The organism is Campylobacter sp. FU_520 (assembly GCF_025772385.1).
Taxonomy (GTDB): domain Bacteria; phylum Campylobacterota; class Campylobacteria; order Campylobacterales; family Campylobacteraceae; genus Campylobacter_D; species Campylobacter_D lari_C.
This window is the reverse complement of sequence record NZ_JAKMRZ010000004.1, coordinates 79,122-105,012: the sequence shown is the minus strand read 5'-3', so window position 1 is coordinate 105,012 and position 25,891 is coordinate 79,122. Positions and strand designations below refer to the sequence as shown.

At 29.9% G+C, this 25,891-nt stretch carries 23 protein-coding genes, 1 tRNA gene and 2 pseudogenes; 16 read left to right on the top strand and 10 right to left on the bottom strand.

Annotated elements, in window-relative coordinates; translation table 11 throughout:
* Positions 1-41 precede the first annotated feature (41 nt).
* From L8W55_RS02600 to L8W55_RS02590, 3 genes are read left to right on the top strand one after another with little or no spacing between them, the layout of a single operon-like run.
* Entirely contained in the window at positions 42-752 is a 711-nt protein-coding gene (locus tag L8W55_RS02600; protein ID WP_412175262.1) for a plasminogen-binding N-terminal domain-containing protein, read from the top strand.
* Positions 752-2,134 (top strand): FAD-linked oxidase C-terminal domain-containing protein, encoded by a 1,383-nt coding sequence (locus L8W55_RS02595; protein WP_263677192.1) that lies wholly within the window; start codon positions 752-754, stop codon positions 2,132-2,134. Before L8W55_RS02600 ends, L8W55_RS02595 begins: the two co-directional genes overlap by 1 nt.
* Complete coding sequence (locus tag L8W55_RS02590; RefSeq protein ID WP_087685400.1) at positions 2,134-2,946, top strand: YihY/virulence factor BrkB family protein; 813 nt, start codon at positions 2,134-2,136, stop codon at positions 2,944-2,946. The genes L8W55_RS02595 and L8W55_RS02590 overlap by 1 nt, the downstream gene beginning before the upstream one ends.
* Here the strand turns inward: L8W55_RS02590 and L8W55_RS02585 are convergent.
* From L8W55_RS02585 to L8W55_RS02570, 4 genes are read right to left on the bottom strand one after another with little or no spacing between them, the layout of a single operon-like run.
* Positions 2,893-4,149, bottom strand: coding sequence for a ComEC/Rec2 family competence protein (locus L8W55_RS02585; protein ID WP_263677191.1), 1,257 nt, complete (start codon positions 4,147-4,149; stop codon positions 2,893-2,895). The genes L8W55_RS02590 and L8W55_RS02585 overlap by 54 nt on opposite strands.
* Positions 4,146-4,709, bottom strand: coding sequence for a DedA family protein (locus L8W55_RS02580; protein WP_263677189.1), 564 nt, complete (start codon positions 4,707-4,709; stop codon positions 4,146-4,148). The genes L8W55_RS02585 and L8W55_RS02580 overlap by 4 nt, the downstream gene beginning before the upstream one ends.
* 8 nt (positions 4,710-4,717) lie before the next feature.
* Positions 4,718-6,271 carry a ribonuclease Y gene (gene rny / locus L8W55_RS02575; RefSeq protein WP_047208531.1) on the bottom strand — a complete coding sequence of 518 codons (1,554 nt, stop codon included), beginning with the start codon at positions 6,269-6,271 and terminating at the stop codon, positions 4,718-4,720.
* Positions 6,195-6,824 carry a 5-formyltetrahydrofolate cyclo-ligase gene (locus L8W55_RS02570; RefSeq protein WP_263677187.1) on the bottom strand — a complete coding sequence of 210 codons (630 nt, stop codon included), beginning with the start codon at positions 6,822-6,824 and terminating at the stop codon, positions 6,195-6,197. Before L8W55_RS02570 ends, rny begins: the two co-directional genes overlap by 77 nt.
* A 67-nt stretch (positions 6,825-6,891) precedes the next feature.
* Between L8W55_RS02570 and L8W55_RS02565 the strand changes: the two genes are divergently transcribed.
* The 8 genes from L8W55_RS02565 to L8W55_RS02530 all read left to right on the top strand — a co-directional run bounded on the left by L8W55_RS02565 (position 6,892) and on the right by L8W55_RS02530 (position 15,499).
* On the top strand, positions 6,892-7,437 hold the full coding sequence (locus L8W55_RS02565; protein ID WP_263677185.1) for a TlpA family protein disulfide reductase: 546 nt from the start codon (positions 6,892-6,894) through the stop codon (positions 7,435-7,437).
* Complete coding sequence (ftsY, locus tag L8W55_RS02560) at positions 7,437-8,303, top strand: signal recognition particle-docking protein FtsY (protein WP_263677183.1); 867 nt, start codon at positions 7,437-7,439, stop codon at positions 8,301-8,303. The genes L8W55_RS02565 and ftsY overlap by 1 nt, the downstream gene beginning before the upstream one ends.
* A 3-nt stretch (positions 8,304-8,306) precedes the next feature.
* Entirely contained in the window at positions 8,307-9,647 is a 1,341-nt protein-coding gene (radA, locus tag L8W55_RS02555; protein WP_263677181.1) for a DNA repair protein RadA, read from the top strand.
* Positions 9,602-11,146, top strand: coding sequence for a phytoene desaturase family protein (locus L8W55_RS02550; RefSeq protein WP_263677179.1), 1,545 nt, complete (start codon positions 9,602-9,604; stop codon positions 11,144-11,146). The genes radA and L8W55_RS02550 overlap by 46 nt, the downstream gene beginning before the upstream one ends.
* Positions 11,147-11,208: 62 nt before the next feature.
* A complete protein-coding gene (locus L8W55_RS02545; RefSeq protein ID WP_263677177.1) occupies positions 11,209-11,889 on the top strand; it encodes a F0F1 ATP synthase subunit A in 681 nt (226 codons plus the stop codon).
* Between the two features lie 126 nt (positions 11,890-12,015).
* Entirely contained in the window at positions 12,016-13,434 is a 1,419-nt protein-coding gene (gatB, locus tag L8W55_RS02540) for an Asp-tRNA(Asn)/Glu-tRNA(Gln) amidotransferase subunit GatB (protein ID WP_263677176.1), read from the top strand.
* 2 nt (positions 13,435-13,436) lie between these two features.
* Positions 13,437-14,339, top strand: coding sequence for an NAD(P)H-dependent glycerol-3-phosphate dehydrogenase (locus tag L8W55_RS02535; RefSeq protein ID WP_263677175.1), 903 nt, complete (start codon positions 13,437-13,439; stop codon positions 14,337-14,339).
* Positions 14,336-15,499 carry a metal-dependent hydrolase gene (locus L8W55_RS02530; protein ID WP_263677174.1) on the top strand — a complete coding sequence of 388 codons (1,164 nt, stop codon included), beginning with the start codon at positions 14,336-14,338 and terminating at the stop codon, positions 15,497-15,499. Before L8W55_RS02535 ends, L8W55_RS02530 begins: the two co-directional genes overlap by 4 nt.
* Positions 15,500-15,511: 12 nt before the next feature.
* Here the strand turns inward: L8W55_RS02530 and L8W55_RS07945 are convergent.
* From L8W55_RS07945 to L8W55_RS02510, 5 genes and pseudogenes are all read right to left on the bottom strand, one after another.
* Positions 15,512-15,937, bottom strand: a pseudogene (locus L8W55_RS07945) (methyl-accepting chemotaxis protein); the annotation flags it as partial.
* 102 nt (positions 15,938-16,039) lie between these two features.
* Positions 16,040-16,705, bottom strand: a pseudogene (locus tag L8W55_RS07940) (PAS domain-containing protein); the annotation flags it as partial.
* Between the two features lie 166 nt (positions 16,706-16,871).
* A complete protein-coding gene (locus L8W55_RS02520; protein WP_263677172.1) occupies positions 16,872-17,306 on the bottom strand; it encodes a hypothetical protein in 435 nt (144 codons plus the stop codon).
* Positions 17,307-17,325: 19 nt separating this feature from the next.
* Positions 17,326-17,411 (bottom strand) — tRNA-Leu (locus L8W55_RS02515).
* A 25-nt stretch (positions 17,412-17,436) separates the two neighbouring features.
* A complete protein-coding gene (locus tag L8W55_RS02510) occupies positions 17,437-17,760 on the bottom strand; it encodes a F0F1 ATP synthase subunit C (RefSeq protein WP_012661906.1) in 324 nt (107 codons plus the stop codon).
* Positions 17,761-17,954: 194 nt separating this feature from the next.
* On the opposite strand from L8W55_RS02510, the gene L8W55_RS02505 reads away from it, so the two are divergent.
* The 5 genes from L8W55_RS02505 to pckA are packed head-to-tail and all read left to right on the top strand — an operon-like array spanning position 17,955 to position 25,426.
* Complete coding sequence (locus L8W55_RS02505) at positions 17,955-19,307, top strand: sodium-dependent transporter (protein WP_263677171.1); 1,353 nt, start codon at positions 17,955-17,957, stop codon at positions 19,305-19,307.
* Between the two features lie 9 nt (positions 19,308-19,316).
* Complete coding sequence (locus L8W55_RS02500) at positions 19,317-20,654, top strand: sodium-dependent transporter (RefSeq protein WP_214116048.1); 1,338 nt, start codon at positions 19,317-19,319, stop codon at positions 20,652-20,654.
* A gap of 9 nt (positions 20,655-20,663) precedes the next feature.
* A complete protein-coding gene (locus L8W55_RS02495) occupies positions 20,664-21,998 on the top strand; it encodes a sodium-dependent transporter (RefSeq protein ID WP_263677167.1) in 1,335 nt (444 codons plus the stop codon).
* 58 nt (positions 21,999-22,056) lie between these two features.
* Complete coding sequence (locus L8W55_RS02490) at positions 22,057-23,841, top strand: biotin/lipoyl-containing protein (protein ID WP_263677165.1); 1,785 nt, start codon at positions 22,057-22,059, stop codon at positions 23,839-23,841.
* A gap of 10 nt (positions 23,842-23,851) precedes the next feature.
* On the top strand, positions 23,852-25,426 hold the full coding sequence (gene pckA, locus L8W55_RS02485) for a phosphoenolpyruvate carboxykinase (ATP) (protein ID WP_263677164.1): 1,575 nt from the start codon (positions 23,852-23,854) through the stop codon (positions 25,424-25,426).
* Positions 25,427-25,443: 17 nt separating this feature from the next.
* On the opposite strand, the gene L8W55_RS02480 is transcribed toward pckA, so the two are convergent.
* Positions 25,444-25,809: a PKCI-related HIT family hydrolase gene (locus tag L8W55_RS02480; protein WP_039626806.1), complete on the bottom strand. Its 366-nt coding sequence runs from the start codon at positions 25,807-25,809 to the stop codon at positions 25,444-25,446.
* Between the last annotated feature and the right edge of the window lie 82 nt (positions 25,810-25,891).

Here is a 25,891-nt window from a genome sequence, read left to right as displayed (position 1 = left end):
AATTTATTTTTACACTTTTTAAGGAGTATAAATTGTCAAGAATTATCTTAATGCTTTGCTGTTTTTTAGCATTTTTACAAGCTAAAAATTTTGATTTAATACAAACAAAACTTGAAAAAGTAGATGATATTTATGGTTATATAAAAGATGATCCTAGAATTTTATTACACTCAAGTGGTATAGTTGTACATGAAATTGATACACAAAAATCTATTATTGCAAGAGCTAGTGTGATAGGGCGTGAAAATGGCTTAGTTAAATTACAATTTAAAGTTTTTGATATGCTAGCTCAAGATGCTATGCCTTTGCCCAATGTATTGCCACAAGTAGGCGATAAAATAGTTTTAAATTATTTATATGATAGAGCTTTGATTATAGCTCCTGATAAAAGTGTGTATGATTTTATAGCTCAAAAATTAAATAGAATTTATTTTTTACATCCTGATTTATTTGGTGCGCATATGATACAAGAATACCGCCAAACTCCAAGAAGATCAGATTTTAGATCTTTTTGTTCAAAAAATGCTGTGGGGCTTTTGGTAGTAGCTTTAGAAAAGAAAGCTGAGATAGTTGATTGTCAAGATTTTGGCAAGATAGAAGAATTTGCCATACCACAAGCTCAAAGTTTGCAAATTCCATTTTATTCAAGAATTACAGGTTATAAAAGTGATATTTTTAGCTTAAATGATGAGGCTATTGGAAATTATTATGTATATTATGAAAAACTAATTAGCTTAACTAGAGAAAAATAATGCAAGAAATTCATCAAAAATTCTTTCAAGATCTTTTAGGAGTTGAAAACGCGCATTTTGATCCTATCCATAAAAGAGCGTATAGCTATGATGCTACTAAAAAGCATTATTTGCCCGATGGAGTGCTTTTTCCAAGAGATGAAAATGATATTAGTCAAATTCTAAAATATTGCAATGAAAATAAAATCATCGTCATTCCTAGGGGTTCAGGTAGTGGATTTACCGGTGGAAGCTTGGCTGTTAATGGTGGAGTGGTGTTAAGCTTTGAAAAGCATATGAATAAAATTTTAGAAATTGATCTTGAAAATTTAGTCGCAGTGGTACAGCCTGGTGTGATAAATATGGCTTTGCAAGAAAAAGTAAAAGAATACGGTTTATTTTATCCACCTGATCCTGCTAGTATGGAGTATTCTTCTTTAGGGGGAAATGTAAGCGAAAATGCAGGGGGTATGAGGGCTGCTAAGTATGGTATAACTAAAGATTATGTAATGGCTTTAAGAGCTGTTTTACCTAATGGAGAAATCATTAGAGCAGGTAAAAGAACCATAAAAGATGTAGCAGGTTATAATCTAGCTGGAATTTTAATAGCAAGTGAGGGATCTTTGGCTGTGCTTAGTGAGATTACTTTAAAACTTGTAGCTTTGCCAAAATTTAAAAAGACAGCTATGGGGATTTTTAACAGTATTGATGAAGCGATGAATGCAGTTTATAAAACTTTAGCCAAAGGTGTGACTCCTGTATCTATGGAATTTTTAGATCAACTAAGCATACAAGCATTAGAGCAAAAATTTCAAAAAGGCTTGCCTATGGATGCGGGTGCGATTTTAATCGCTGATGTAGATGGTAATGTAGAAGAGGCTTTGGAAGCAGATTTAAAAATCTTGCAAGAAAGTTTTTATGAATCTGGCGTAAGAGAGTTTAAAATAGCAAAAGATGAGCAAGAAGCAGCTGATATTTGGTTTGCTAGAAGAAATTGTTCTCAAAGCATAGCAATGTATGGAAATTTAAAACTTAATGAAGATATTACAGTGCCACGTTCAAAACTACCTGAGCTTTTAAAAGGCATAGCTGAAATTTCTAAAAAATATGGTTTTAAAATCCCTTGTTTTGGTCATACTGGCGATGGGAATGTGCATACTAATGTAATGGTAAGTGATAAAAACAATCCTGAATTAGTTAAAAAAGGTTATGAAGCTGTGGAAGAGGTGTTTAAGCTTACAGTCTCTTTAGGTGGGACTTTAAGTGGAGAGCATGGCATAGGCATTTCAAAAGCTCCTTTTATGAAGCTTGCTTTTAGTGAAGCTGAAATGGACTTAATGAGAAATATCAAAAAAGCATTTGATCCAAATAATATACTCAATCCTTTCAAAATGGGACTTTGATGAGTTTTAAAAACTTATTTAAAATTCTTTTAGCTTTAAGAGATAAAGAAATTTTAAATTATGCTGCGGCTTTGAGCTTTTATACTATCTTATCTTTAATACCACTTTTGTTTTTGTGTTTTTGGGTTTTTACCCAAATTCCAAGTTTTGAAATGTATCAAGAAAGAATTAAAAATTTAATTTTTACTTTTTTAATCCCAACTCAACAAGAATTAATCATACAATACATCAATACATTTTTAAAAAACAGTGTAAATTTAGGACTTATAGGGCTTTTAGCTATGGCTTTGACTTCTTTGGCTTTTTTTTCAGGTTATGATTATGTGATTAATAAGCTCTTAGAAGAAGATTCTAAAAGTCTTTGGCATAGTATAAGTTCTTATTGGACTTTAGCAACCTTAACTCCACTTGGGCTTGGGGTGAGTTTTTATATTTCAGGTTTTATACAAAAAACCTTAGATGATTTTAATATTGCTTTAAATTTTTTTGAGATTTTACCCTATGTGATTATATGGGCTTTATTTTTTGTATCTTATTCAAGTTCAGTAAGTAAAAAAGGTGATTTAAAAACTTTACTTATTAGTTCTTTTGGTGCTTCTGTGATTTGGTATATTTCTAAGATGATTTTTGTGTATTATGCTGTATATAATAAAACTTATTTAAATGTATATGGTTCTTTTTCTGTAATATTATTTTTCTTTTTGTGGATTTACATTTCTTGGATTATTTATCTTTTGGGCTTAAAGGCTTATTTGCTTTTAAATCAAGAAAATAAAGGGAATAAGCCCAAGAGAAACTACAAAAAGAGCTAAGTATTTATTAAATATAGAGACTAAAGATAAAATTAAATAAATAAAATAAAACACAAAAGGTATTGATAGATTAATCGCATGTATTTTAAACTCAAAAAAATGCATTAAATATAAATCTAATAAATTTCCATAAGAGAAAATATGCAAGATTAAAACCAAAGGATAAAATACTATAAAGGCTAAACTTAAAGGTATGGCTAAAAATTGCTGAAAGCTAAGTAGAGGAAAAAAGTATAATACAGGGATAATCATTGCTAAAAAAGTCCAGATATTTAGCAAAAAAACATGAGTAAAATTTGAAAATTGATCTTTAAAATGATAAAGATATAAATAAATATAAAAAACTCCTAAAATAGAAAATAAAAACCCAACGCTAAAAAGAAGTTTTGGAAAAATACTAATGCAAAAGACTATACTTAAAAATAAAAATTTAAAACTGAGTATTTTTATATTTTTACTAAATAAATAAAAAGCAAAAAAGCTCATTAATAAAGCTCTTGTATAAGAAGGGCTAAAGTCTATTAAAAATATATAAAAAATTAAAAGCAAGAAAGCAAAAATACTAATATCAAGCTTTAAACTTCTATAAGGAAAATATCGTTTATGAAAAAAAGCATATAAAGGAGCAAAAATCAAAAAGCAAAAGCTAAATAACAAGCCCAAATGATACCCGCTAATAGCAATTAAATGCGCGATATTATAAAAATTTACATCATTTCTAAGCTCACTTGAAATATTTTTGGCAAAAAATAAAGCCCCATAAAATTCTTTGATTTTTTCATTTTGATGTTGATTTAAAAAATACTTTATTAAGGTATTTTCTTGTTGTGTTTTGGTTTTGTTAAAATCATAACTTGGTGCATAAAAACTTTTACTAAGATAATCTTTGAAGTTAATATTTTTAGTGATAACTCTAAGATTTATCACATCATTTTTACTTAAATTTAGATCTTTAAAACTAGTGGTGTAAAAAATAAAATCAGAATTTTTAAGTTTTAAAACTTGATATTTTTTACCTTTTTTATTAGTCTTTTCATAAGAAGATAAAACGATATTATCTTTAGGTAATAAATGCTTAGTAAGTTTAAAATTTTGATATTTTTTATACTCATAGATGAGATTTAAACTAAAAATTGCTAAAAAGCATAATAATAAAATAAAAAATTCTCTATAAGTTTCTTTTATAGAGAATTTTAAACTCATTTTTTCTTAGAAAAGCGTGATAAATATAACCATATAATAAAAATTAAAGTGATTATAAAAGCAGGGGCTATGTAAGGATAGTTGGCAAATGCTTCAAAAGCTTCTTTTAGAGTATTTCCAAAAATAAAACCAGCATAACCTAAAACAACAGCCCAAATCAAACTAGCTAAGGTATTGATGATAAAAAATCTTACAAAGCTAAATTTACAAAGACCTGCTGCTATAGGAATGATAGTTTTTACTCCATAGATAAATTTTTGCACCACTAAAAGCAAATCACCATATTTTTTGATTTTCATCATAGCAAGAGCGATTTTTCTTCTATGATTTTTAAAATAAGGCATTATGTCTTTTTTATAGTATTTTCCCAAGATAAATAATAAAGTTGAGCCTATGGTATTAGCTAAAAAGGCTAAAAATATACACAAATGCAAATCAAGTTTAGTAGAACTTGCACAAAGCACTCCTGCAGCAAGTATAGCAACCATACCTCCACCAAAAGAATAAAAAAATAAAATCAAATAGCCATAAGTGCTTAGATTATCTATCATTTCTTGCATGAAAAACCTTATCTTGCAAAATCAATAGCTCTAAGCTCTCTGATGACATTGACTTTTATTTCACCAGGATATTGTACTTTTTCTTGAATTTCTTCAGCTATTTCTTTGGCTAAAAGCACAGATTCATCATCATTGACTAATTTTGCATTAACAATAACTCTAATTTCCCTACCAGCATTAATAGCATAAGCTTTTTTAACCCCTTCTTTACTCTTTGCTATATCTTCAAGTTCGCTCACTCTTTTTAAGAAGGCTTCTAAAACTTCACGTCTTGCTCCAGGGCGTGCAGCGCTTAGTGTATCTGCTGTACAAACTGCAGCTGATTCTATGCTAATAGCTTCTTCATGCCCATGATGAGCATAAATTGCATTAATCACAACCGGATGTTCTTTGTATCTTTTGCAAAGTTCAGCTCCTAAATCCACATGAGAGCCTTCAAATTCGTGTGTTAAAGCCTTGCCTATATCGTGTAAAATCCCAGCTCTTCTTGCTAATTTTTCATCCCCGCCACACTCAGCTGCTATGATTCCAGCTAAATGTGCCACTTCTAAAGAATGTGCTAGAGCATTTTGGCCATAACTTGCTCTATATCTTAATTTTCCTATTAATTTAACAATTTCAGAATGGATATTATTAAGTCCTAAATCCATTACTATAGTTTGACCTTCTTCTAAGATATTATCTTCAAATTCTTTGCAAACTTTTTCATGAATTTCTTCTATTTTTGCAGGTTGAATTCTGCCATCTTCAACTAAAAGCTCAATTACTTTTGTAGCAATAGCGCGTCTATAAAGATTAAAACAACTTACTATAATCGCTCCAGGTGTATCGTCGATGATAATATCAACACCCAAAACCATTTCTAAGGTTTTAACATTTCTCCCTTCTTTACCTATAATACGACCTTTTAGCTCATCATTTTTGATATTTACTACATTGATTAATCTTTCAGCAGCAAATTCTCCTGCAAATCTTGAAGTAGCTTGCGCTAAGATAAAGTTAGCCTTTCTTTTAGCTTCATTTCTAGCTTCTTCTTCGTATTTTCTAACAATATGGGCAATCTCAGCTCTTGAGTTTTCTTCTACTTTTTGTAAAACTATATTTTTTGCTTCTTCTTGTGTAAGACCAGCTGAATGTTCAAGAATTTTTAATACTTCGCTAAGCTTTGTTTCATAATTTTGTTTTAAATTTTCATTTTCTTCATGTAAAGCTTTTATAGCTTGCTGTTCTTTTGCTAACTTGTTTTTATTTTCCTCATGAAGTTTTTCTTGATAATGAAGATTTTGTTCTTTTTTATTAAGCTCTTCTAGTTTAATAGAATGCTCTTTTTGAAGTTTTTGAATTTTTTCATCAAATTTTTTCTTTGCCGCAAATTCAGCTTCAGCAACCGAATTTTTAGCATCTTTAAGTGTTAGTTCAGCTTCATATTCAATGGCTTTTGCTTTTGCTTTTGCTTGCTCTAAAAAGATATTGAAATTTGCATCATTAATCTTTTTGGCGACTATATACCCAATCCCTCCGCCTATAAAAACGGCTATTAATGCGACTAATATTTCTATCATTGTTTTTAACTTTCCTAAAATATTTTTTATAAGGGTTTATATAAAAATTTCCTTTTATATCATGATCTTGGCTAAAAAATTGATCAGATTTTGCATCGATCATTTGCGTAAAAATAACCAAAGGTTTTTTATAAGAAATGCTTTCAAAAAACCTATCGTAAAAACCTTGACCATGACCGATTCTTCCTAATTTTACATCTACACCTATTACAGGAATAATTGCAACATCAATGCGAGTTTGCAAAAAAGAATCTTTTGGCTCATACACCCCAAAGCTCTTTTTTTCAAGAGCTAATCTTAATTTTACTACCTTTAAACTTTTATCTTGCATAAATGGGACGAAAATTTGATATTTTTTTGTTAGAAAATGTCTGAATTTATAAAGATTAATTTCATATTTTAAAGGGATATATATAAGGATATTTCTACAATTTTTGTATAAATTTAGAATTTTCATTATTTCTTGAAAAACCAAAAAATCCCTTTTGTATTGATACTTTAATTTTAAATGCATTTTGGATTTTTGTTTTATTCTAAAATTGTTTTTTATCAAGGCTTTCCTTAAAGTTTTTAACTTTTTATGTTATACTTTTAAGCTTAAAAAATCATAAGGATAAGAATTGAAATTTAAAATTTTTTTAGTAATTTTTATCGCGGTATTTTTTGCTTCATGCTCTAGTGATAAAGAAAATTCTGGTACTGAAAATACAGACAATGCGAGTTTGACTCAAAGTGAAAATATTGATTTTACTTTAAAATTTTTAGATGGTAGAAAAATGTATGTGAAATATCATGAGCAAGCATTTAATTTTGATGATACGGCTAAAGCTAAGTTGTTTGTTTTTTTTACAAGTTGGTGTGCACCTTGTAAGGCTCAAATTCCATATTTAAACAATCTAAATAACAAATATCAAGAAAAATTTGAAGTAATAGCGCTTTTTTTAGAAGAAAATAAAGAGCAAGAAATATTAACTTTTATAGAAGATGAAAAAATGAAATTTCCAGTAGCTATTGGAGAAAATAATTTTGTTTTTTCTAAGGTTTTAAATGTCAGTTCTATACCAACAATGGTGTTGTTTAATGCAAAAGGCGAAAAGATTAAAGAGTATTTAGGGATAATCCCTGAAGAAATGTTAGATATAGATATACAAAAAGCGATAATGTAATGTTTGGATTTTTAAAAAATGGTTTGAAAAAAACCTTAGAAAGTATTCATTTAGTTAAGGCTTCAAATAAAATCATTACTAAAGATTTACTTGAAGAAATGCTTTTAGAAGCTGATGTGGCATATGAGATAGTTGAAGAGATTATTTATTATCTTCCTCCAAATGATGAGGTTAAAAAGGCTGATTTAGAGCGTGTTATGGGGACTTATTTTATTTATGATGGACCAGAACTTGCTAATGCCAAGCCTTTTGTGGATTTGATTTTAGGTGTAAATGGAGTGGGCAAGACTACAAGCATTGCTAAAATGGCGCATTTACATAAAGAAAATGGTGAAAAAGTTATACTTGGAGCTTGTGATACTTTTAGAGCAGGAGCTATAGAGCAGTTAAAATTATGGGCGCAAAAATTAGATATAGATATCATAGCTACTTCACAAGGACACGATCCTTCAGCAGTTGCTTATGATGCTATTTCTAAAGCTTTAGCAAAAAACTATGATAGGGTTATTTTAGATACAGCAGGACGCTTGCAAAATCAAAAAAATCTTGCTAATGAGCTTGAAAAAATCGTTCGTATAAGCGATAAAGCTATGCAAGGAGCTCCTCATAGAAAAATCCTTGTACTTGATGGTACTCAAGGTGTGGCAGGAATTTTGCAAGCAAAAGCTTTTAATGATTTAGTAAAACTAGATGGAGTGATTATTACAAAACTTGATGGAACTGCTAAAGGTGGAGCTTTGTTTAGTATAGCAAGAGAACTTGAGCTTCCTATTTTATATGTAGGAGTAGGGGAGCAGCTAGGACAAATTCATGAGTTTAATCCTAATGAATATGTTAAAACTTTAGTTGAAGAGATTTTTGCGTAATTTATGGCTAAAAAACATATTTTATTTGAATGCCAAGCTTGTGGAAATCAACAAAGCAAATGGCTAGGAAAATGTCCTGAATGTGGTTCTTGGGATAGTTTTGTTGAGTTAAAGCATGAACAAGTTAAAGTTTTAAAAGAATTAAACTCGCTTTCAAACACTCCAAGTTCTGCAGTATGTATAAATGATGTTATAGCAGAAAATTTCACACGTATTAGTACTGATGATAATGAACTTGATTTAGTTTTAGGTGGTGGGCTTGTTGTGGGTTCTTTGGTGTTAATTGGGGGTTCACCTGGGGTTGGAAAATCCACGCTTTTATTAAAAATTGCTTCAAATTTGGCTAAAAGCGGTAAAAAAGTACTTTATGTAAGTGGAGAGGAGAGTAAATCTCAAATCAAACTACGCGCAGATCGTTTGAATGCAAATTGTGAAAATTTATTTTTACTTACTGAGCTTTGCCTGGAAGATATTTTAAGCGAGCTTTCTAAAAAAGATTATGAAATTTTAATTATTGATTCTATTCAAACTTTATATTCTAATAAAATTACTTCAGCAGCAGGTAGTATCACTCAAGTTAGAGAAATTACTTTTGAGTTGATGCGCTATTCTAAGGCTAATAATATTAGCACTTTTATCATAGGACATATTACTAAAGACGGAGCTATAGCTGGACCTAGAATTTTAGAGCATATGGTAGATGTAGTGCTTTATTTTGAAGGTGATGCTAATAAAGAAATAAGAATTTTAAGAGGTTTTAAAAATCGTTTTGGAAATATTTCTGAAGTTGGTATTTTTGAAATGACTTCTAAGGGTTTAATTAGTGCTAAAGATATAGCTAATAGATTTTTTACGCGTGGTAAGGCAGTAAGTGGTAGTGCTTTAAGCGTGGTAATGGAGGGAAGTAGAGCCTTAGTACTAGAAATTCAAGCTTTAGTTTGTGAGAGTGCTTATCCAAAACGCAGTGCAACAGGCTATGAAAAAAATCGTTTAGATATGCTCATAGCATTACTTGAGAGAAAACTTGAAATTCCTTTGGGGCATTATGATGTTTTTATTAATGTAAGTGGTGGGGTAAAAATTAGTGAAACTGCAGCAGATTTAGCGGTGGTTGCAGCGATTATTTCAAGTTTTAAAAACCGCCCTTTAAGCAAAGATAGTGTTTTTGTGGGCGAGCTTAGTTTAAATGGTGAGATCAAAGAAGTATTTTCACTTGATGTGCGTTTAAAAGAAGCTAAAATGCAAAAATTTAAAAATGCCATAGTGCCAGTTAAGCCTATGGAAGAACTTGGTTTAAAATGTTTCGTAGCCAAAGAATTACGCGAGGTTTTAGAATGGATGTAAAATTTGATGTAATTATTATAGGTTCAGGTCTTGGAGGCTTAAGTGCGGGTGCTTTTTTAGCTAGAAACGGAAAAAAAGTTTTAGTTTTAGAACAGCATTCTTTAATCGGTGGTTGCGCTACTTGCTTTAAGAGAAAAGGCGCTTTGATTGATGCGGGACTTCATGAGATGGATTTAGGTGAAGCAAAAACTGACATGAAGCATTTGGTTTTTGAAAAACTTGGTATAAAAAATAAAATTGAAATTTTACCTTTACCAAGTGCTTGGAGTATTAAAAGTAAAAATTATAATCTAACTTTACCTCATGGTATAGAAAAAGTGAAAGAGGTTTTAAAAAAAGAATTTCCACAAGAAAGTAAAGGTATAGATAAATATTTTAAAGCTATAAAAACACAAGCTTATGCTATTCGAAGATTTCCTTGGGATTTAAAATTAAGTGAATTATTGTTATTTCCATTTAGCACTTCTTGGATATTTATTAAAAATAGATTGCTTAATAAAAAAGTTTATGATGTTTTAAATGCTTATATTAAAAATGATAAGTTAAAAAAGATTTTAAACGCAAATATGAGTTATTATCATCATGATAGTAAAGAATTTATTTTTAGTTTTCATGGCATTGCTCAAAAGCATTATTATGATGGTGGGGTGTATATTAAAGGTGGCTCGCAAGCTTTAAGTGATGCTTTGGCTGAGGTTATCAAAGAAAATCAAGGACAGGTTTTAGCCAAGGCTGAAGTTGTTAAAATACTCACAAAAGATCAAAAAGCTTATGGAGTAGAATATACTCATAAAAATGAAACTCACACGGTTTATGCGCAAAAAATTATTGCTAATTGTGATCCTTTAATCGTATATAAAGACTTGCTTAAAGATTTAAATTTAACCCAAGAAATCAAAGCAATAGAATCTAAAAAGCGTGCTTGTTCTTTGGTAAGTGCTTATTTTATTTATGATAAAGATATTTCTAAAATTTATGAAAATATGGATTATTGTAATTTTGTATTTGAAGATGATTTTTTAAATAGTTCATATGAAAATACTAATATTTTAAAACTAGATATCAAAAAAAGACCTATGGCTTTTGTAAATTACTCTAAGGTTGATAGTGGCTTAGCTAGCGATAAATATATAGGTGTTGTAGCTTTTAGTTCAAATTATCAAGAATGGGATTTAAATAAGCAAGATTATAAAGCTAAAAAAGAAGAAGTATTAAAAGCCATAGTGCAAAGACTAGATGAGATTTTTCCGAATTTAAGTTCACACTTAATCCATCAAGAATTAGCCACTCCAAAAACTATACAAAGATATACTAAGGCTTATGAGGGAACAATTTATGGATTTTCTCAAGATCAAGAAGGGGCTAAATACAGATTACATTATAAAAGCAAAAGTGTAGAAAATTTGTATTTTGCCAATGCTTTTATATTTCCTGGCGGTGGTTTTACAGGTGCGATTTTGGGTGGATATTTTTGCGCTAATAAAATGAATTTTCATTAAAATATAAGCAAATTTTTTCTATAATATTAGCTTTGAAATATTTATTCTGCTAAGGATTTTTAATGAAAGATTTATTTTTATTTAGTTCTTTTATAGATTCTAGTCACACTTTTGCATACTTTTTTCACTTAGGTATAGTAGTTGTGATTTCTTTGATTTTAGCAAAACTTGCTACAAGATCCATGCAAATTGTTCCAAGAGGTAGTCAGAATTTAGCTGAAGCTTATATGGAAGGCATTCTAAGTATGGGTAGAGATACCATGGGTAGTGATGAAGCTGCTAGAAGATATTTACCTTTAGTTGCAACTATAGGTTTTATGGTGTTTTTTAGTAATATTATAGGGATTATACCAGGTTTTGAGGCTCCAAGTGCTAGTTTAAATTTTAGTGCTTCTTTGGCTATTATAGTATTTGTGTATTATCATTTTGAAGGCATTAGAACTCAAGGATTTTTTAAGTATTTTGCACATTTCATGGGACCTGTGAAAATTCTAGCACCTTTAATGTTTCCTATAGAAGTGGTTTCTCATTTTTCAAGAGTTATTTCTTTATCTTTCCGTTTATTTGGTAATATCAAGGGAGATGATTTATTCTTAGCAGTCATTTTAGCTCTTGTGCCTTGGGTTGCGCCACTACCTGCTTATATGCTTTTAACTTTTATGGCATTTTTACAATCTTTTATTTTTATGATTTTAACTTATGTTTATTTAGCAGGTGCAACTGTAGTTGATGAACATCATTAATTTTTAAAAAGCAAAAAATTATTTTTTGCTTTTTTTCTTTTTTTAATATACTTCTTTTATTCTTTTTTAAACTCTTTTTGAAATAAAAAACGCTAGAATAAACAAAAAATTCTAAGGAAAATTTTAATGTTTGAAGTTGTTATAGGACTTGAAGTTCATGCACAATTAAATACAAAAACAAAAATCTTTTGCTCATGTGCAACTTCTTTTGGAGAAAAATCAAATACTAATGTATGCCCAACATGTTTAGCCTTACCAGGTGCTTTACCTGTATTAAATCAAGAAGCGGTAAAAAAAGCCATAGCATTTGGAAAAGCAGTTAATGCAACTATAAATAAAAAAAGTATTTTTAATAGAAAAAATTATTTTTATCCTGATTTGCCAAAAGCTTATCAAATTTCGCAATTTGATATTCCTATAGTGGAAAATGGCGAGTTGTTTATCAATGTAAATGGAGAAAATAAACGCATAGGTATTACTAGAGCTCATTTAGAAGAAGATGCAGGAAAAAATATACATGAGAGTAATTTTTCAAAAGTAGATTTAAATAGAGCAGGCACGCCTTTGCTTGAAATCGTTAGTGAGCCTGAACTTAGAAGTTCTGATGAGGCAGTGGCTTATTTGAAAAAGTTACATTCTATTATAAGATTTTTAGATATTTCAGATGCAAATATGCAAGAAGGTAGTTTTAGATGTGATGCTAATGTTAGTATTCGTCCAAAGGGTGATGATAAGCTTTATACTAGAGTGGAGATTAAAAACTTAAATTCATTTCGTTTTATCCAAAAGGCGATTGAGTATGAAGTAAAACGTCAAAGTGAAGCTTGGGAAGATGGAAAATACGATCAAGAAGTTGTGCAAGAAACAAGATTATTTGATACGGTTAATTTAGTTACTAGAAGTATGAGAGGCAAGGAAGATTCTGCTGAATATAGATATTTCCCTGATCCTGATCTTTTACCTGTAATTTTAGATGATGAAATGCTAAGTCAAGATATACCTGAACTTCCTGATGAGAAAAAAGCTAGATTTGTTAGCGAGTTAGGTATTAAAGAAAGTGATAGTGAAGTGATTGTTTCTTCATTAGAGCTTTGTAGATATTTTGAGTATCTAATTAATCAAAAATTAAACTCAAAACTTTGTCTTACTTGGCTTACGACTGAGTTAATGGGGCTTTTAAAAGGCGAATTGACCATAGAAAACTCACCTGTAAAACAAGAAAAATTAGCTATTTTAATCAAGCGCATAGAAGAAGGTGTTATTAGCGCTAAAGCAGGTAAGGATATTTTAGCTTATGTGTTTGAAAATACAGAAGTTGAAATTGATAATGCTATTGAAAAACTTGGTTTAAAACAAGTAAGTGATGATGGTGCTATTGAAAAGATTATTGATGAAATTTTAGCAAACAATGAAGATAAAGTAGCTGAATATAAAAGTGGTAAAGATAAACTTTTTGGTTTCTTTGTTGGGCAAGCAATGAAAGCAGGCAAGGGTGCATTTAATCCTGCTAAAGTGAATGAAATTTTAAAAGTAAAACTTGGTTAAATATGAAAATAGCAGTTGTTGGTGCAGGAAAATGGGGAAGTGCTTTATATGATGCATTGAGCGTTAAAAACGAATGCGTGATAACTTCTTTTCACGAAAAAGATCTTTCTTATTTTGTTAGCACCAAAGAAGCTTTAGAATATGAATATTTGGTTTTTGCTTTATATGCTCAAGGAATACATGAGTGGCTTGTAAATAATTTTAAAGATTTAAATCAAAAAATTCTTGTAGCTTCTAAGGGTATTGATTGTAAAAGTTTAAAATTTATGGATGAGGTTTTTGGTGAGTTCATAAGTAGTGATAGACTTTGTTTTTTAAGTGGTCCTTCTTTTGCAAGTGAAGTTTTAGAAAAAAAACCTTGCGCTTTGGTTATTAGTGGTAAAAATCAAGAACTTTGTAATCAATTTGCAAGTTTTTTTCCAAATTATATTAAAACCTATACAAGTTCTGATGTTAAAGGCGCTGAAATTTGTGGTGCATATAAGAATGTTTTAGCAATTGCAAGCGGGGTTTGTGATGGTTTAAATTTAGGTAATAATGCAAGAGCTTCTTTGGTTTCAAGAGGCTTGGTGGAAATGCACCGCTTTGGACAATTTTTTAATGCTAAAGAAGAAACTTTTTTAGGACTTAGTGGGGCTGGAGATTTATTTTTAACAGCTTCAAGCAATCTATCAAGAAATTATAGAGTAGGTTTAAGTTTGGCTAGTGGTAAAAATATAAAAGATATTTTAATGGAACTTGGCGAGGTAGCCGAAGGAGTGCAAACTGCTTATGCTATACATTCTTTATCAAAACAATTTCAAATTTATACCCCGATTGTTAATGAAGTAGTCTTAATGTTAGAGGGTAAGAATGCTTGGGAATCTTTGAAAGATTTGATGTCATCAAAGGAGGAAATATCATGATTATCAAAAATGCAAAAATTTATGGTGAGCAAAAGCTTGATCTTAAAATAGAAGATGGAAAAATCACTCAAATTGCTAATGATTTAAATGATGATGAGCATATTGTTGATATAGAAGGTAAGACTTTACTTCCTTCGTTTATTGATTTAAATGTTAGTTTGCTTGATAATGAATTTAGTATAGATAAATTATATAATCTTGAAAAAGCATGCTTAAAAGGTGGGGTAGGGACTATTGTTTTAAAAGATAGTTTAGAAGCTAACACTCAAGGCTATGCGCTTTATTTTGATAAATTAAAATCTTTAGATATTAATGTTTTACCTACTATTAATGTATTAGATAAAACAGAAAAATTAAAAAATATTGCTACCTTAATTGATATGGGCGCAAAAGGCTTAGAGCTTTCAAGTACTTTAGGAGCAAATTATTTAAGACAATGTATGCAATATGCTAATATGAAATCAACTCCGGTGTTTTTAAAGTGTTTTGATGAGAGTTTTGATGATCATGGAGTGATGAATGATGGACAAATAAGCTTTGAATTAGGACTTATAGGAATTAGCGATATAGCTGAAACTAGTGAAGTAGCAAAAATGAAAGAACTAGTGGAATTTTATAAAAACAAAGCTTGTTTTAGTTCTTTAGCAATTGCAAGATCATTTGAATTATTGCATGATCAATATAGTGAAATTTCAATCCATCATTTAATCAAAGATGAAAGTACATGTGAAAATTTCAACACTCAAGCAAAAATTTTACCTCCATTAAGAGCAAAAGATGAATTAATAAGCCTTAAAAAATTACTTCAAAATAAAAAAATTACTTTCTTAAGTTCTTTACATACTCCTAGCACTAAAAAAGATTCAGCTTTTGATGAAGCAGATTTTGGAGTTAATGCCATAGCTATGTATATGAGTTTATGTTTTACATATTTAGTAAAAGAAGGTATTTTAACTTGGAAAGAATTATGTGATTTTACAAGTTATAATCAAGCGCAATTTTTGGGATTAAACAAAGGTAAAATAGAAATTGGATTTGATGCTGATTTGGTTGTATTTGATGAAAATCTTTCTTTTAAAGGGGAAGGTTTATATGTAAATGATATCTTACAAGGTAAGGTAGAGAAAAGCTTTATAGCAGGAAAAGTTTTTAGCATTTAAGCTAAAAACTTTTTATTTATTTTGCATAGCTTGTGCTACTTGAGCTGAGCTATTTCTAATTTTTTCCATACACTCTCTAGCTTCTTTAGCTAAATCCACACTTTGATTTACTCCACTTAAGCCATCTTTTATACTTTGTACTACTTCAGCTGTTACATTTCTAATAGAATTAATGGTAGTAGTAATTTCATTTACTGAATGTCCAGTTCTTTCAGCTAGATTTCTAACTTCATCAGCAACTACAGCAAAGCCTCTACCATGCTCACCTGCACGCGCTGCTTCAATAGCTGCATTTAGTGCTAAAAGATTAGTTTGATCAGCTATATCGCTAATAGTTTGAATAATATTTTTGATTTCTTCTGATTGCTCGTTTAATGATGAAACCAAATTACTACTATTATTCATCATATCAGCAATGCCTTGAATATTTTGAACTGTATTTTCTATGACGCTATCACCTTCTTGAGTTAAATTATCATTTTGCTCAGCTAATTCGCTGATAAGTTTTAATTTTTCCTCATCTCTTACAACTTGCTCAGTAATATCTGTTGCAAATTTAATAACTTTGTAAATCTCTCCATCATCATTTTTGATAGGATTATAACTTGCTTCTAAATGGATTAGCTTGTTATTTTTACCAAAGCGTATGAATTTTCCTGATTGAAATTTACCACTTCTTAATTCTTCCCAAAAAATTGTATATTCTTTTGAATTTCTAAATTTTTCTTCACAGAACATACTATGGTGTTTTCCTTTGATTTCACTTAATGAGTAACCCATAGTTTGAGTGAAGTTTTCATTAGCATTTAAAATTTCTCCATAAGGATTAAATTCAATAATAGCCATAGAACGATTAGCCGCATCTATGGTGTTTTTTAGATCAAGCATTTCATAGTGTCTTTGAGTGATATCATTAGCAAATTTAATAACCTTATATACTTCGTTATTTTGGTTTAAAATAGGGAGATAATTTGCTTCAAGATAAATGTCTTTTCCACCTTTTGCAATACGTCTAAAAAGCCCATTTCTCGATTTACCACTTTTTAAATCTCTCCAAAAATCAACATAGCGTTGTGATTTTACTACCTCAGGTAAGCAAAACATACTATGGTGTTTTCCTTTGATCTCATCTAGAGAGTAATTCATGGTTTTTAGAAAATTTTCATTGGCGCTAATGATGGTTCCATCTGTTTGGAATTCTATCATTGCCATGGTTTTGCTTATAGCATTAAGTATATCTTGAAAGGCTTGGTTAGATTGCTCCAATTGAGTAATTTGTTCATTAATTTTTTTCTTGTTGATAAACATAAAACCCCTTTATAAAATAATTTTAAATTATATAGTGTTTTTCAAAATAAATAATTTGTTTATATTAGTTTTTTGTTAAATTAGAGAATTTTTCTTGCAAAGAAGTTCTCATTGAATCATTGATTTTTTCACCATTATTTAGGTATTGCTCGTTAAGTTTTTCAAACTCTTTCAAAAACTCAAAAAGAGTTTCTTCCCATAAAGCACTATTTTTTTTACTTAAATTCATGGTTTGAATATGATTAAGTTTTCTACTCATATCGCTTAAATTTTCTAAAAATTCATCTTTATGATTTTCATTTTGAAGTGTAAAAGTATTTTGTAAAAGATTATTTTTGATATTTCTTATTTCTTCATTGATTAGATCACAAAATTCAGGATAGATATCATTTTTTATAGGCTCAAGTAAAGCTTGCTCGTCTAATTTTAAGGTGTATTTTTTAATAGCAAAGAAAAGAATTAAAAAAGCTATTGCACTAATTAAGAGATAAAAAGCCATTTTTTAAATTTCCTTAAAATGGTGCGGTTAGCGAGATTTGAACTCGCACACGCTGAGCGCACCACCCCCTCAAGATGGCGTGTCTACCAGTTCCACCATAACCGCATAAAGCCCTAAATAGGGCTTTAAATTAAGCTGCTACTAATGCTTGGAATGGGTTAGCATAAAGAGCGATAAGAGCAATAACAAGCGCATAAATAACTTGAGCTTCAATCATCGCCAAAGCAATAAACATAGTAGTCATTAATTTACCACCAAGACCAGGGTTTCTAGCAGTACCTGCTATAGTTGCTGCTGCAGTATTACCCATACCAATAGCACCACCTAAGGCTGCAACACCAAGTCCTAAACCTGCTGCTAAGATAGAAAAAGAAGCTAACCATTGATTCATAGAACCTTCAGCTGCAAATGCAAAACCGCTTAAAGCTAGCATTAAAAATACGATTTTTTTCATAGTTTTTCCTTATAAAAATTTAAATCCTTTCGGCTTGCGTATCCCTACTCGTGATTTATAAAAGCGAAATTATATATCAATATAGCTTTAAAATTATTGAAATTTAAATTAATATATCTATTTTAAAACAAATTAAAGTTTTTTTTAGCTACATTAAAAGTTTTTTATAGTTTTATAAATTTAAGGTTATTTTTATGAATGAAAAATTTTCTAAAATAGGTTTTGTGTTAGCAGTAGCAGGTTCAGCCGTTGGGCTTGGAAATGCTTGGAAATTCCCAACTTTAGTAGGGCAAAATGGAGGCTCAGCTTTTGTACTTTTGTATCTCCTTTTGACTTTGGGAGTAGGTTTTGTGATATTTTTAGCCGAACTTAGCATAGGAAAACTTAGCGAAAAAGATCCTGTAAATGCTTATTATACTTTAGCACCAAAACACAAAAGAGCTTGGTCTATAGTTGGCTTTTCTTTAATAGGTGCTATTTTGATTGTTTCTTTTTATAGTGTGATTATAGGATGGATTGTGAAGTATGCTTATTTTGGGTTTTTTCCTTTGCCAAAAAGCATAGAAGAGAGTGGTGCTATTTTTGGAAATTTACTTTCTAATGATGTTTTATCTCAATTTATATGTTTTACTTTTGTATTTATAGTTATTTTTTATGTAGTATCAAAAGGTGTTAAAAGTGGTATAGAAAAACTCAATGTTTGGATGATGCCAAGCTTATTTATACTGCTTATTTTAATGCTTGGATATTCTTTTAGCATGGATGGTTTTTCTAAAGCGAGTGAGTTTTTGTTTTCTCCGGATTTTTCCAAGCTTGGGGTAGGAGCGTTTTTGAGTGCTTTGGGGCTTGCTTGTTTTTCTTTATCTATTGGAGTGGGCTCGATTATAACTTATTCTGCAAGTTTATCAGATAAAACAAATTTTATTACAAGTACTATTAATATTATTATTATTAATATTATTATTGGTATTATGATGGGGCTTATTGTATTTACTTTTATATTTGAATTTAATGGAGATCCAGCTCAGCAAGGTCCAGGTTTGATTTTTGTATCTTTAATGAGTTTGTTTTCAAATATTGATCCAATCGGTTTTTTACCTTTAGGAAATATTTTAGCTGTGGCTTTTTTTATTGCATTGTTTTTTGCAGGGATTACTTCAGCAGTTTCCATGATAGAGCCTTTAACTTTTTATTTAATCAATTCTTATAATTTTACAAGAAAAAAAGCTTTGATTTTTATAGCTTTCATTGTATATTTTTTGGGAAGTTTGTGTATTTTATCAGGAATTGAGTGGAGTAAAGATTCTTTAGAATTTTTTGGAAAAAGTTTTTTTGATATATTAGATTTTATTGCTTCAAATTTAATGATGCCTTTAGGTGGATTATTTGGGGCAATCTTTGTAGGTTTTGTGCTTAAAAAAGAAGCTTTGCAAACTTTATTTTATCCTTATATGAGGGGTAAATATTTTGAGTGCTGGTATTTTTTTGTAAGATATATTTCACCTTTAGCGGTGATTTTAATCATGGTAAAACAATTATTTTTTTAAGGTTAAAAGATGAATGAAAAATTTTCTAAGATAGGTTTTGTATTAGCAGTGGCAGGTTCAGCTGTTGGGCTTGGAAATGCTTGGAAATTTCCAACTTTAGTGGGTAACAATGGCGGATCAGCTTTTGTAGTGGTGTATTTACTTTTAACCTTGGGTGTGGCTTTTGTGATATTTTTAGCAGAACTTAGCATAGGAAAACTTAGTGAAAAAGATCCTGTAAATGCTTATCATACTTTAGCGCCAAAAAACAAAAAAGCTTGGTCATTTGCGGGATTTTTTATGCTTGGTGCTATTATTTTAGTGTCTTTTTATAGTGTTGTTATAGGTTGGATAGCAAAATATGCTTATTTTGGGTTTTTTGAATTGCCTAAAGATACAAATGAAGCAGGAGCTATTTTTGGAAATTTACTTTCTAATGATGTTTTATCTCAATTTATATGTTTTACTTTTGTATTTATAGTTATTTTTTATGTAGTATCAAAAGGTGTTAAAAGTGGTATAGAAAAACTCAATGTTTGGATGATGCCAAGCTTATTTATACTGCTTATTTTAATGCTTGGATATTCTTTTAGCATGGATGGTTTTTCTAAAGCGAGTGAGTTTTTATTCGTGCCTGATTTTTCAAAATTAAGTGTTAATTCTATATTAGATGCACTAGGGCTTGCATTTTTTAGTATGTCTTTGGGCGTATGTGTGATTTTAACTTATGCAGCAAGTTTGCCCGATAAAACAAATTTTATAAGCAGTGCTTTAAATATTATCATTATTAATACTATTATTGGTTTAATGATGGGGCTTATTGTATTTACTTTTATATTTGAATTTGGAGCTGATCCTACTCAACAAGGACCAGGACTTATATTTATATCATTAACAACACTTTTTGCAAAGTTAGGATTTTTGGGAAATATTTTAGCCATAGCCTTTTTTATTGCATTGTTTTTTGCAGGAATTACTTCAGCTATTTCCATGATAGAACCTTTTACCTTTTATCTTATAAATCGTTATCAAATTTCAAGAAAAAAAGCTTTGGTTTTTGTGGGTATGATTGTTTATTTTCTTGGAAGTTTATCTATACTTTCTTTTTATCATGTAAGTGCGCCAAGTTTAAATTTCTTTGGAAAAAGTTTTTTTGATATTTTAGACTTTTTCATACAAAATTTATTAATGCCAATTTCTGCTTTAATTACAGCATTTTTTGTGGGTTTTGTGCTTAAAAAAGAAGCTTTACAAATTTTATTTCGTCCCTTTATGCGCGGGGTGTATTTTGAAATTTGGTATATTTTTTTAAGATATATTTCTCCATTAGCGGTGATTTTAATCATGGCTAGACAGCTTTTTTTCTAAGGTATTAAAATGAATGATAAATTTTCTAAAATAGGTTTTGTATTAGCAGTAGCGGGCGGGGCTATAGGGCTTGGAAATGCTTGGAAATTTCCAACCTTAGTAGGCCAAAATGGTGGTTTTGCTTTTGTGCTTTTGTATTTGCTTTTGACTATTAGTATAGGATTTTGTGTATTTTTGGCTGAAATTGCCATGGGAAGATTAAGTCAAAGTGATCCTGTAAATGCTTATAAAAGCTTAGCAACTAAATATGCTCAAAAATGGAAATTTGCTGGATTTTTTATGCTCGGTGGAATTTTTGTATTATCTTTTTATCTTGTTATTATGGGTTGGGTTTTAAAATACATGATAACTTCGATTTATTATTTACCTAGCAATACTCAAGAAGCAGGAGCTTTATTTGGAAATTTAATACAAAATAGTATTTTAGAAAGTAGTTTGTATTTTTTAGTTGCTTTTTTTCTTACTTTATTTGTTGTTTCAAGAGGGGTTAAAAGTGGTATAGAAAAACTTAATGTTTGGATTATGCCAAGTTTGTTTATCATGCTTGTTTTAATGCTAGTGTATTGTTTTTTTCAAGATGGTTTTAAGGAAGCTTTTGTTTATTTGTTTTATCCTGATTTTACTAAGCTTAGTTTAAACTCTGTTTTAACAGCTTTAGGTCTTGCTTTTTTTACTTTATGTTTAGGTATAGGTTGTATTACCACTTATGCAGCTTCATTAAAAGATGATACAAATTTAATTACAAGTTCAATTGTAATTGTGCTTTTAAATATCAGTATAGGTTTGATGATGGGGCTTATTGTTTTTACTTTTATATTTAAATTTAATGCTAATCCCGCAGAAGGTGCTGGACTTGTATTTATATCTTTAACAACTTTGTTTTCTAATTTAGGCACTATTTTTGGGCATTTTTTAGCCTTTTATTTTTTCTTGGCTTTATTTTTTGCAGGAATTACTTCAGCAGTTTCTATGATAGAACCTTTTACTTTTTATCTTGTGAATGAATATAAAATTTCAAGAAAAAAAGCTTTGGTTTTTATAGGTTTTGTAGTTTTTCTTTTGGGAATAAGTTGTATTTTATCTTTTAGTGCTAGTTATGGAGCTAGCTTTAGCTTTTTTGGTTTAAGTTTTTTTGATATTTTGGATAAATTAACTTCTAATTTTATGCTCCCACTTGGAGCTATTGCAAGTGCTATTTTTGTAGGATTTTTTGTAGATAAAATAAAAATTTATAATTTATTTTCTAAATTTATGAGTAAAGCTGTTTTTGAAGTATGGTATTTTTTGCTTAGATTTGTTGCACCTATTGCGATTATTATCATTATGTTAAATCAAATTTTATAAATTTATTTTTTAAGAAAGTAGAGTTATAATTGCAAAGATGTAAAAATAAGGAAAAATTATGGCTAAAAAATTAATTGATGTAATGGATACCACATTTAGAGATGGTTTTCAATCTGTTTATGGTGCTAGAGTTTTAATGAATGACTTTTTTCCTGCCCTAGAAGCAGCCAAAGAAGCAGACATTAAGCATTTTGAATTTGGTGGTGGAGCTAGATTTCAAAGCTTATTTTTTTATTTAAATGAAAATGCCTTTGAAATGATGGATAAATTTAGAGCCATCGTTGGAAAAGAAGCAAATTTACAAACTCTTGCAAGAGGGGTTAATACCGTAGCACTTGATACAGGTAGTAAAGAAATTATTGACTTGCATGCAAAAATGTTTGCAAAGCATGGTGCAACTACCATAAGAAATTTTGATGCATTAAATGATGTAAATAATTTGAAATTTAGTGGAGAGTGTATAGTTAAGCATGGTTTAAAACATGAAATTACTATTACTTTAATGGATTTACCTCCAAAATGTAAAGGTGCACATGATGTACCTTTTTATGAAAGAATTTTAAAAGAAATCCTACAAGCACAAATTCCTTTTGATAGTATTTGTTTTAAAGATGCAAGTGGAACTTCAAATCCAAATAAAATTTATGAAGTTATTAAAATGGCTAGAAAAAACTTGCCTGAAAATATGCATATAAGATTACATACGCATGAAACTGCAGGGGTAAGCATAGCATGCTATTTAGCAGCTTTAGAAGCAGGTGTTGATGGTATAGATTTAGCTGCAGCTCCTGTTAGTGGTGGTACTTCTCAGCCTGATATTTTAACCATGCTTCATGCTCTAAAGGGAAGTAATTTTGATCTTGGTTTAGATGAAGAAAAAATTTTAAAATACGAAGAAGTGCTAAAAGATTGTTTAAAAGATTATTTTCTACCACCTGAAGCAACAGCTGTAAATCCTTTAATACCTTTTTCACCTATGCCAGGTGGAGCATTAACTGCTAATACACAAATGATGAGAGATAATAATATTTTAGATAAATTTCCTCAAGTTATAAAAGCTATGCAAGAAGTGGTAGAAAAAGGTGGTTATGGCACTTCGGTTACTCCTGTATCGCAGTTTTATTTCCAACAAGCTTTTAATAATGTAATGTTTGGACCTTGGAAAAAAATAGCAGATGGGTATGGTAAGATGGTTTTAGGATATTTTGGAAAAACTCCTGTTGCTCCAGATCCTGGAGTAATTAAGCTTGCAAGTGAGCAATTAAAATTAGAACCAACTACAAAATTAGCCACAGATATTGCTGATGCAGATGAGAGTAAAAGTATAGCTTATATTAAAAACTTATTAGAAAAAGAAAATTTAGAAACAAGTGAAGAAAATATTTTTATCGTTGCAGCTTGCAAAGAAAAAGGTATAGCTTTCTTAAAAGGCGAAGCTAAGGTTAATGTTAGAAAAAATAGCAAATTAAAACCAAGTCTTGTTAATGAAAATCAATTTACTGTTTCAGTTAATGGTAACAAATACCATGTAGAAGTAAGTGCAGGTTTTGATAGAGATGTTAATGTTAAAAGTGCTGTCAAGGTAAATTCAGACAAAACAGAAGTGAAAAAGGCGCAAGTAGATGATAGTGCTAATGCCATCGTTGCGAGTATGAATGCAAATGTATTTAAAATTTTAGTCAAAGAAAATGATAGTGTAAAAGCAGGGCAAGTTGTAGCTGTACTTGAAGCTATGAAAATGGAGATTGAAGTTAGTGCAAGTAAAGATGGAGAAATCGCAGAACTTTTGGTAAATGCTAGTGAGAGTGTAAGTGAAGGCCAAGCTTTAATGACTTATAAATAAGGAGGCAAAAATGATAGGTTTAGAAAATTTAGGTTTAGAAAACATCGGACAAGTTTTTCATAATCTTAGCTATGATGAGCTTTTAAAACACGAAAAAAATAATAATGAAGGTGTATGTACTAAAAATGGTACCTTTAGTGTGGATACGGGAATTTTTACCGGAAGAAGTCCTAAGGATAAATATTTTGTAAAACAAGATCCTTCACAAAAATATATTGCTTGGGGTAAGATTAATCAGCCTATTAGTGAGGAATTATTTGAAAAACTTTTAGCAAAAGCTAAAAAGCAACTTAGTAATAGTGATATTTATATTCAAGATGCATATTGTGGGGCTTCATTAAAAAGTCGTAAAGCTGTGCGTTTTGTGACACAAATTGCATGGCAAGCGCATTTTGTAAAAAATATGTTTATTCGCCCAAAAGAAGAAGATCTTAAAGAGTTTAAGCCTGATTTTGTGGTATATAATGCTTGTAAATGTGTGAATGAAGACTATGAAAAAGATGGTTTAAATTCAGAGGTTTTTGTAATTTTTAACATAGAAAAAAATATAGCAGTAATTGGTGGGACTTGGTATGGCGGAGAGATGAAAAAAGGAATTTTTTCTATGATGAATTATTGGCTTCCACTAGAAAATAAACTTCCTATGCATTGTAGTGCTAATGTCGGAGAAAAAGGCGATGTGGCGCTTTTCTTTGGGCTTAGCGGTACAGGCAAAACCACTCTTTCAACCGATCCAAAAAGAAAATTAATAGGCGATGATGAGCATGGTTGGGATGATGAGGGTGTGTTTAATTTTGAAGGAGGTTGTTATGCAAAATGTATCAATCTTGACCCTCAAAGTGAGCCAGAAATTTATGGAGCTATAAAGCAAAATGCACTTTTAGAAAATGTAGTTTTAAAAGATGATTTAAGTGTTGATTTTAATGATGGTTCTAAAACTGAAAATACTAGAGTTTCTTATCCGATAGAACATATTTTAAATCACGAGCCAAGCCTTAGTGCGGGTCATCCTAGCAATATCATTTTCCTTTCAGCAGATGCTTTTGGTGTTTTACCTCCGGTTAGTAAGCTTAGTAAAGAACAAGCAATGTATTATTTTTTAAGTGGTTATACTGCTAAAGTAGCAGGAACTGAAAGAGGTATTACTGAGCCTGTTGCGACTTTTTCGGCTTGTTTTGGGGAAGTGTTTTTGCCATTACACCCAACTATTTATGCAAAACTTTTGGGTGAAAAAATTAGCAAGCATAATGTGAATGTTTATTTGGTAAATACCGGTTGGAGCGGTGGAGCTTATGGTGTAGGTAAAAGAATGAGTATAAAAGCTACTAGAGCTTGCATTAATGCGATTTTAGATGGTAGCATACAAAATTGTGAGTTTGAAAACTATGATTTATTTAATCTTGCAGTTCCAAAAGAATTAGCAGGTGTAGAAAGTAAGCTATTAAATCCTATTAATACTTGGGAGGATAAAAAAGCTTATGAAGAAACTAAATTAAAGCTTGCGAAAATGTTTATAGAAAATTTCAAACGCTATGAAGATGTAAAAGAAGGAGCAGAATTTAAATTAGCTGGTCCTGCTATCTAAAAAGAGTTAAGCTCTTTTTAGAATAGTGATTCAGGATTGATTTGGGTTTCTTTATTTTTTGGAAGCTCAAATCCACCTAACATATGAAAATGTAAATGAAAAACTTCTTGTCCGCTATTTTTTCCACAATTTGTGATTAATCTATACCCACTTTTATCTAGTCCTAAAAGAGTAGCTAGTTCTTGGATAAATTGTGTCATTTCGCTCATTAATTCAGGTCTTAATTCTTGAAAGTTTTCAAAATGTTCTTTTGGAATGATTAAAATATGAATAGGTGCTTTAGGATTGATATCATGAAAAGCTAAAAATTTTTCACTTTCTAAAACTTTATTAGCAGGAATTTTTCCTTCTACGATTAATTCAAATACGGTTTTTTCTCTCATTTAATAGTCCTTTTTTTATTATTTTTGCTAATTTTAAATAATTTTACATTAGAATGTTTAAAAAAAATTTAGTTGGAGCTAA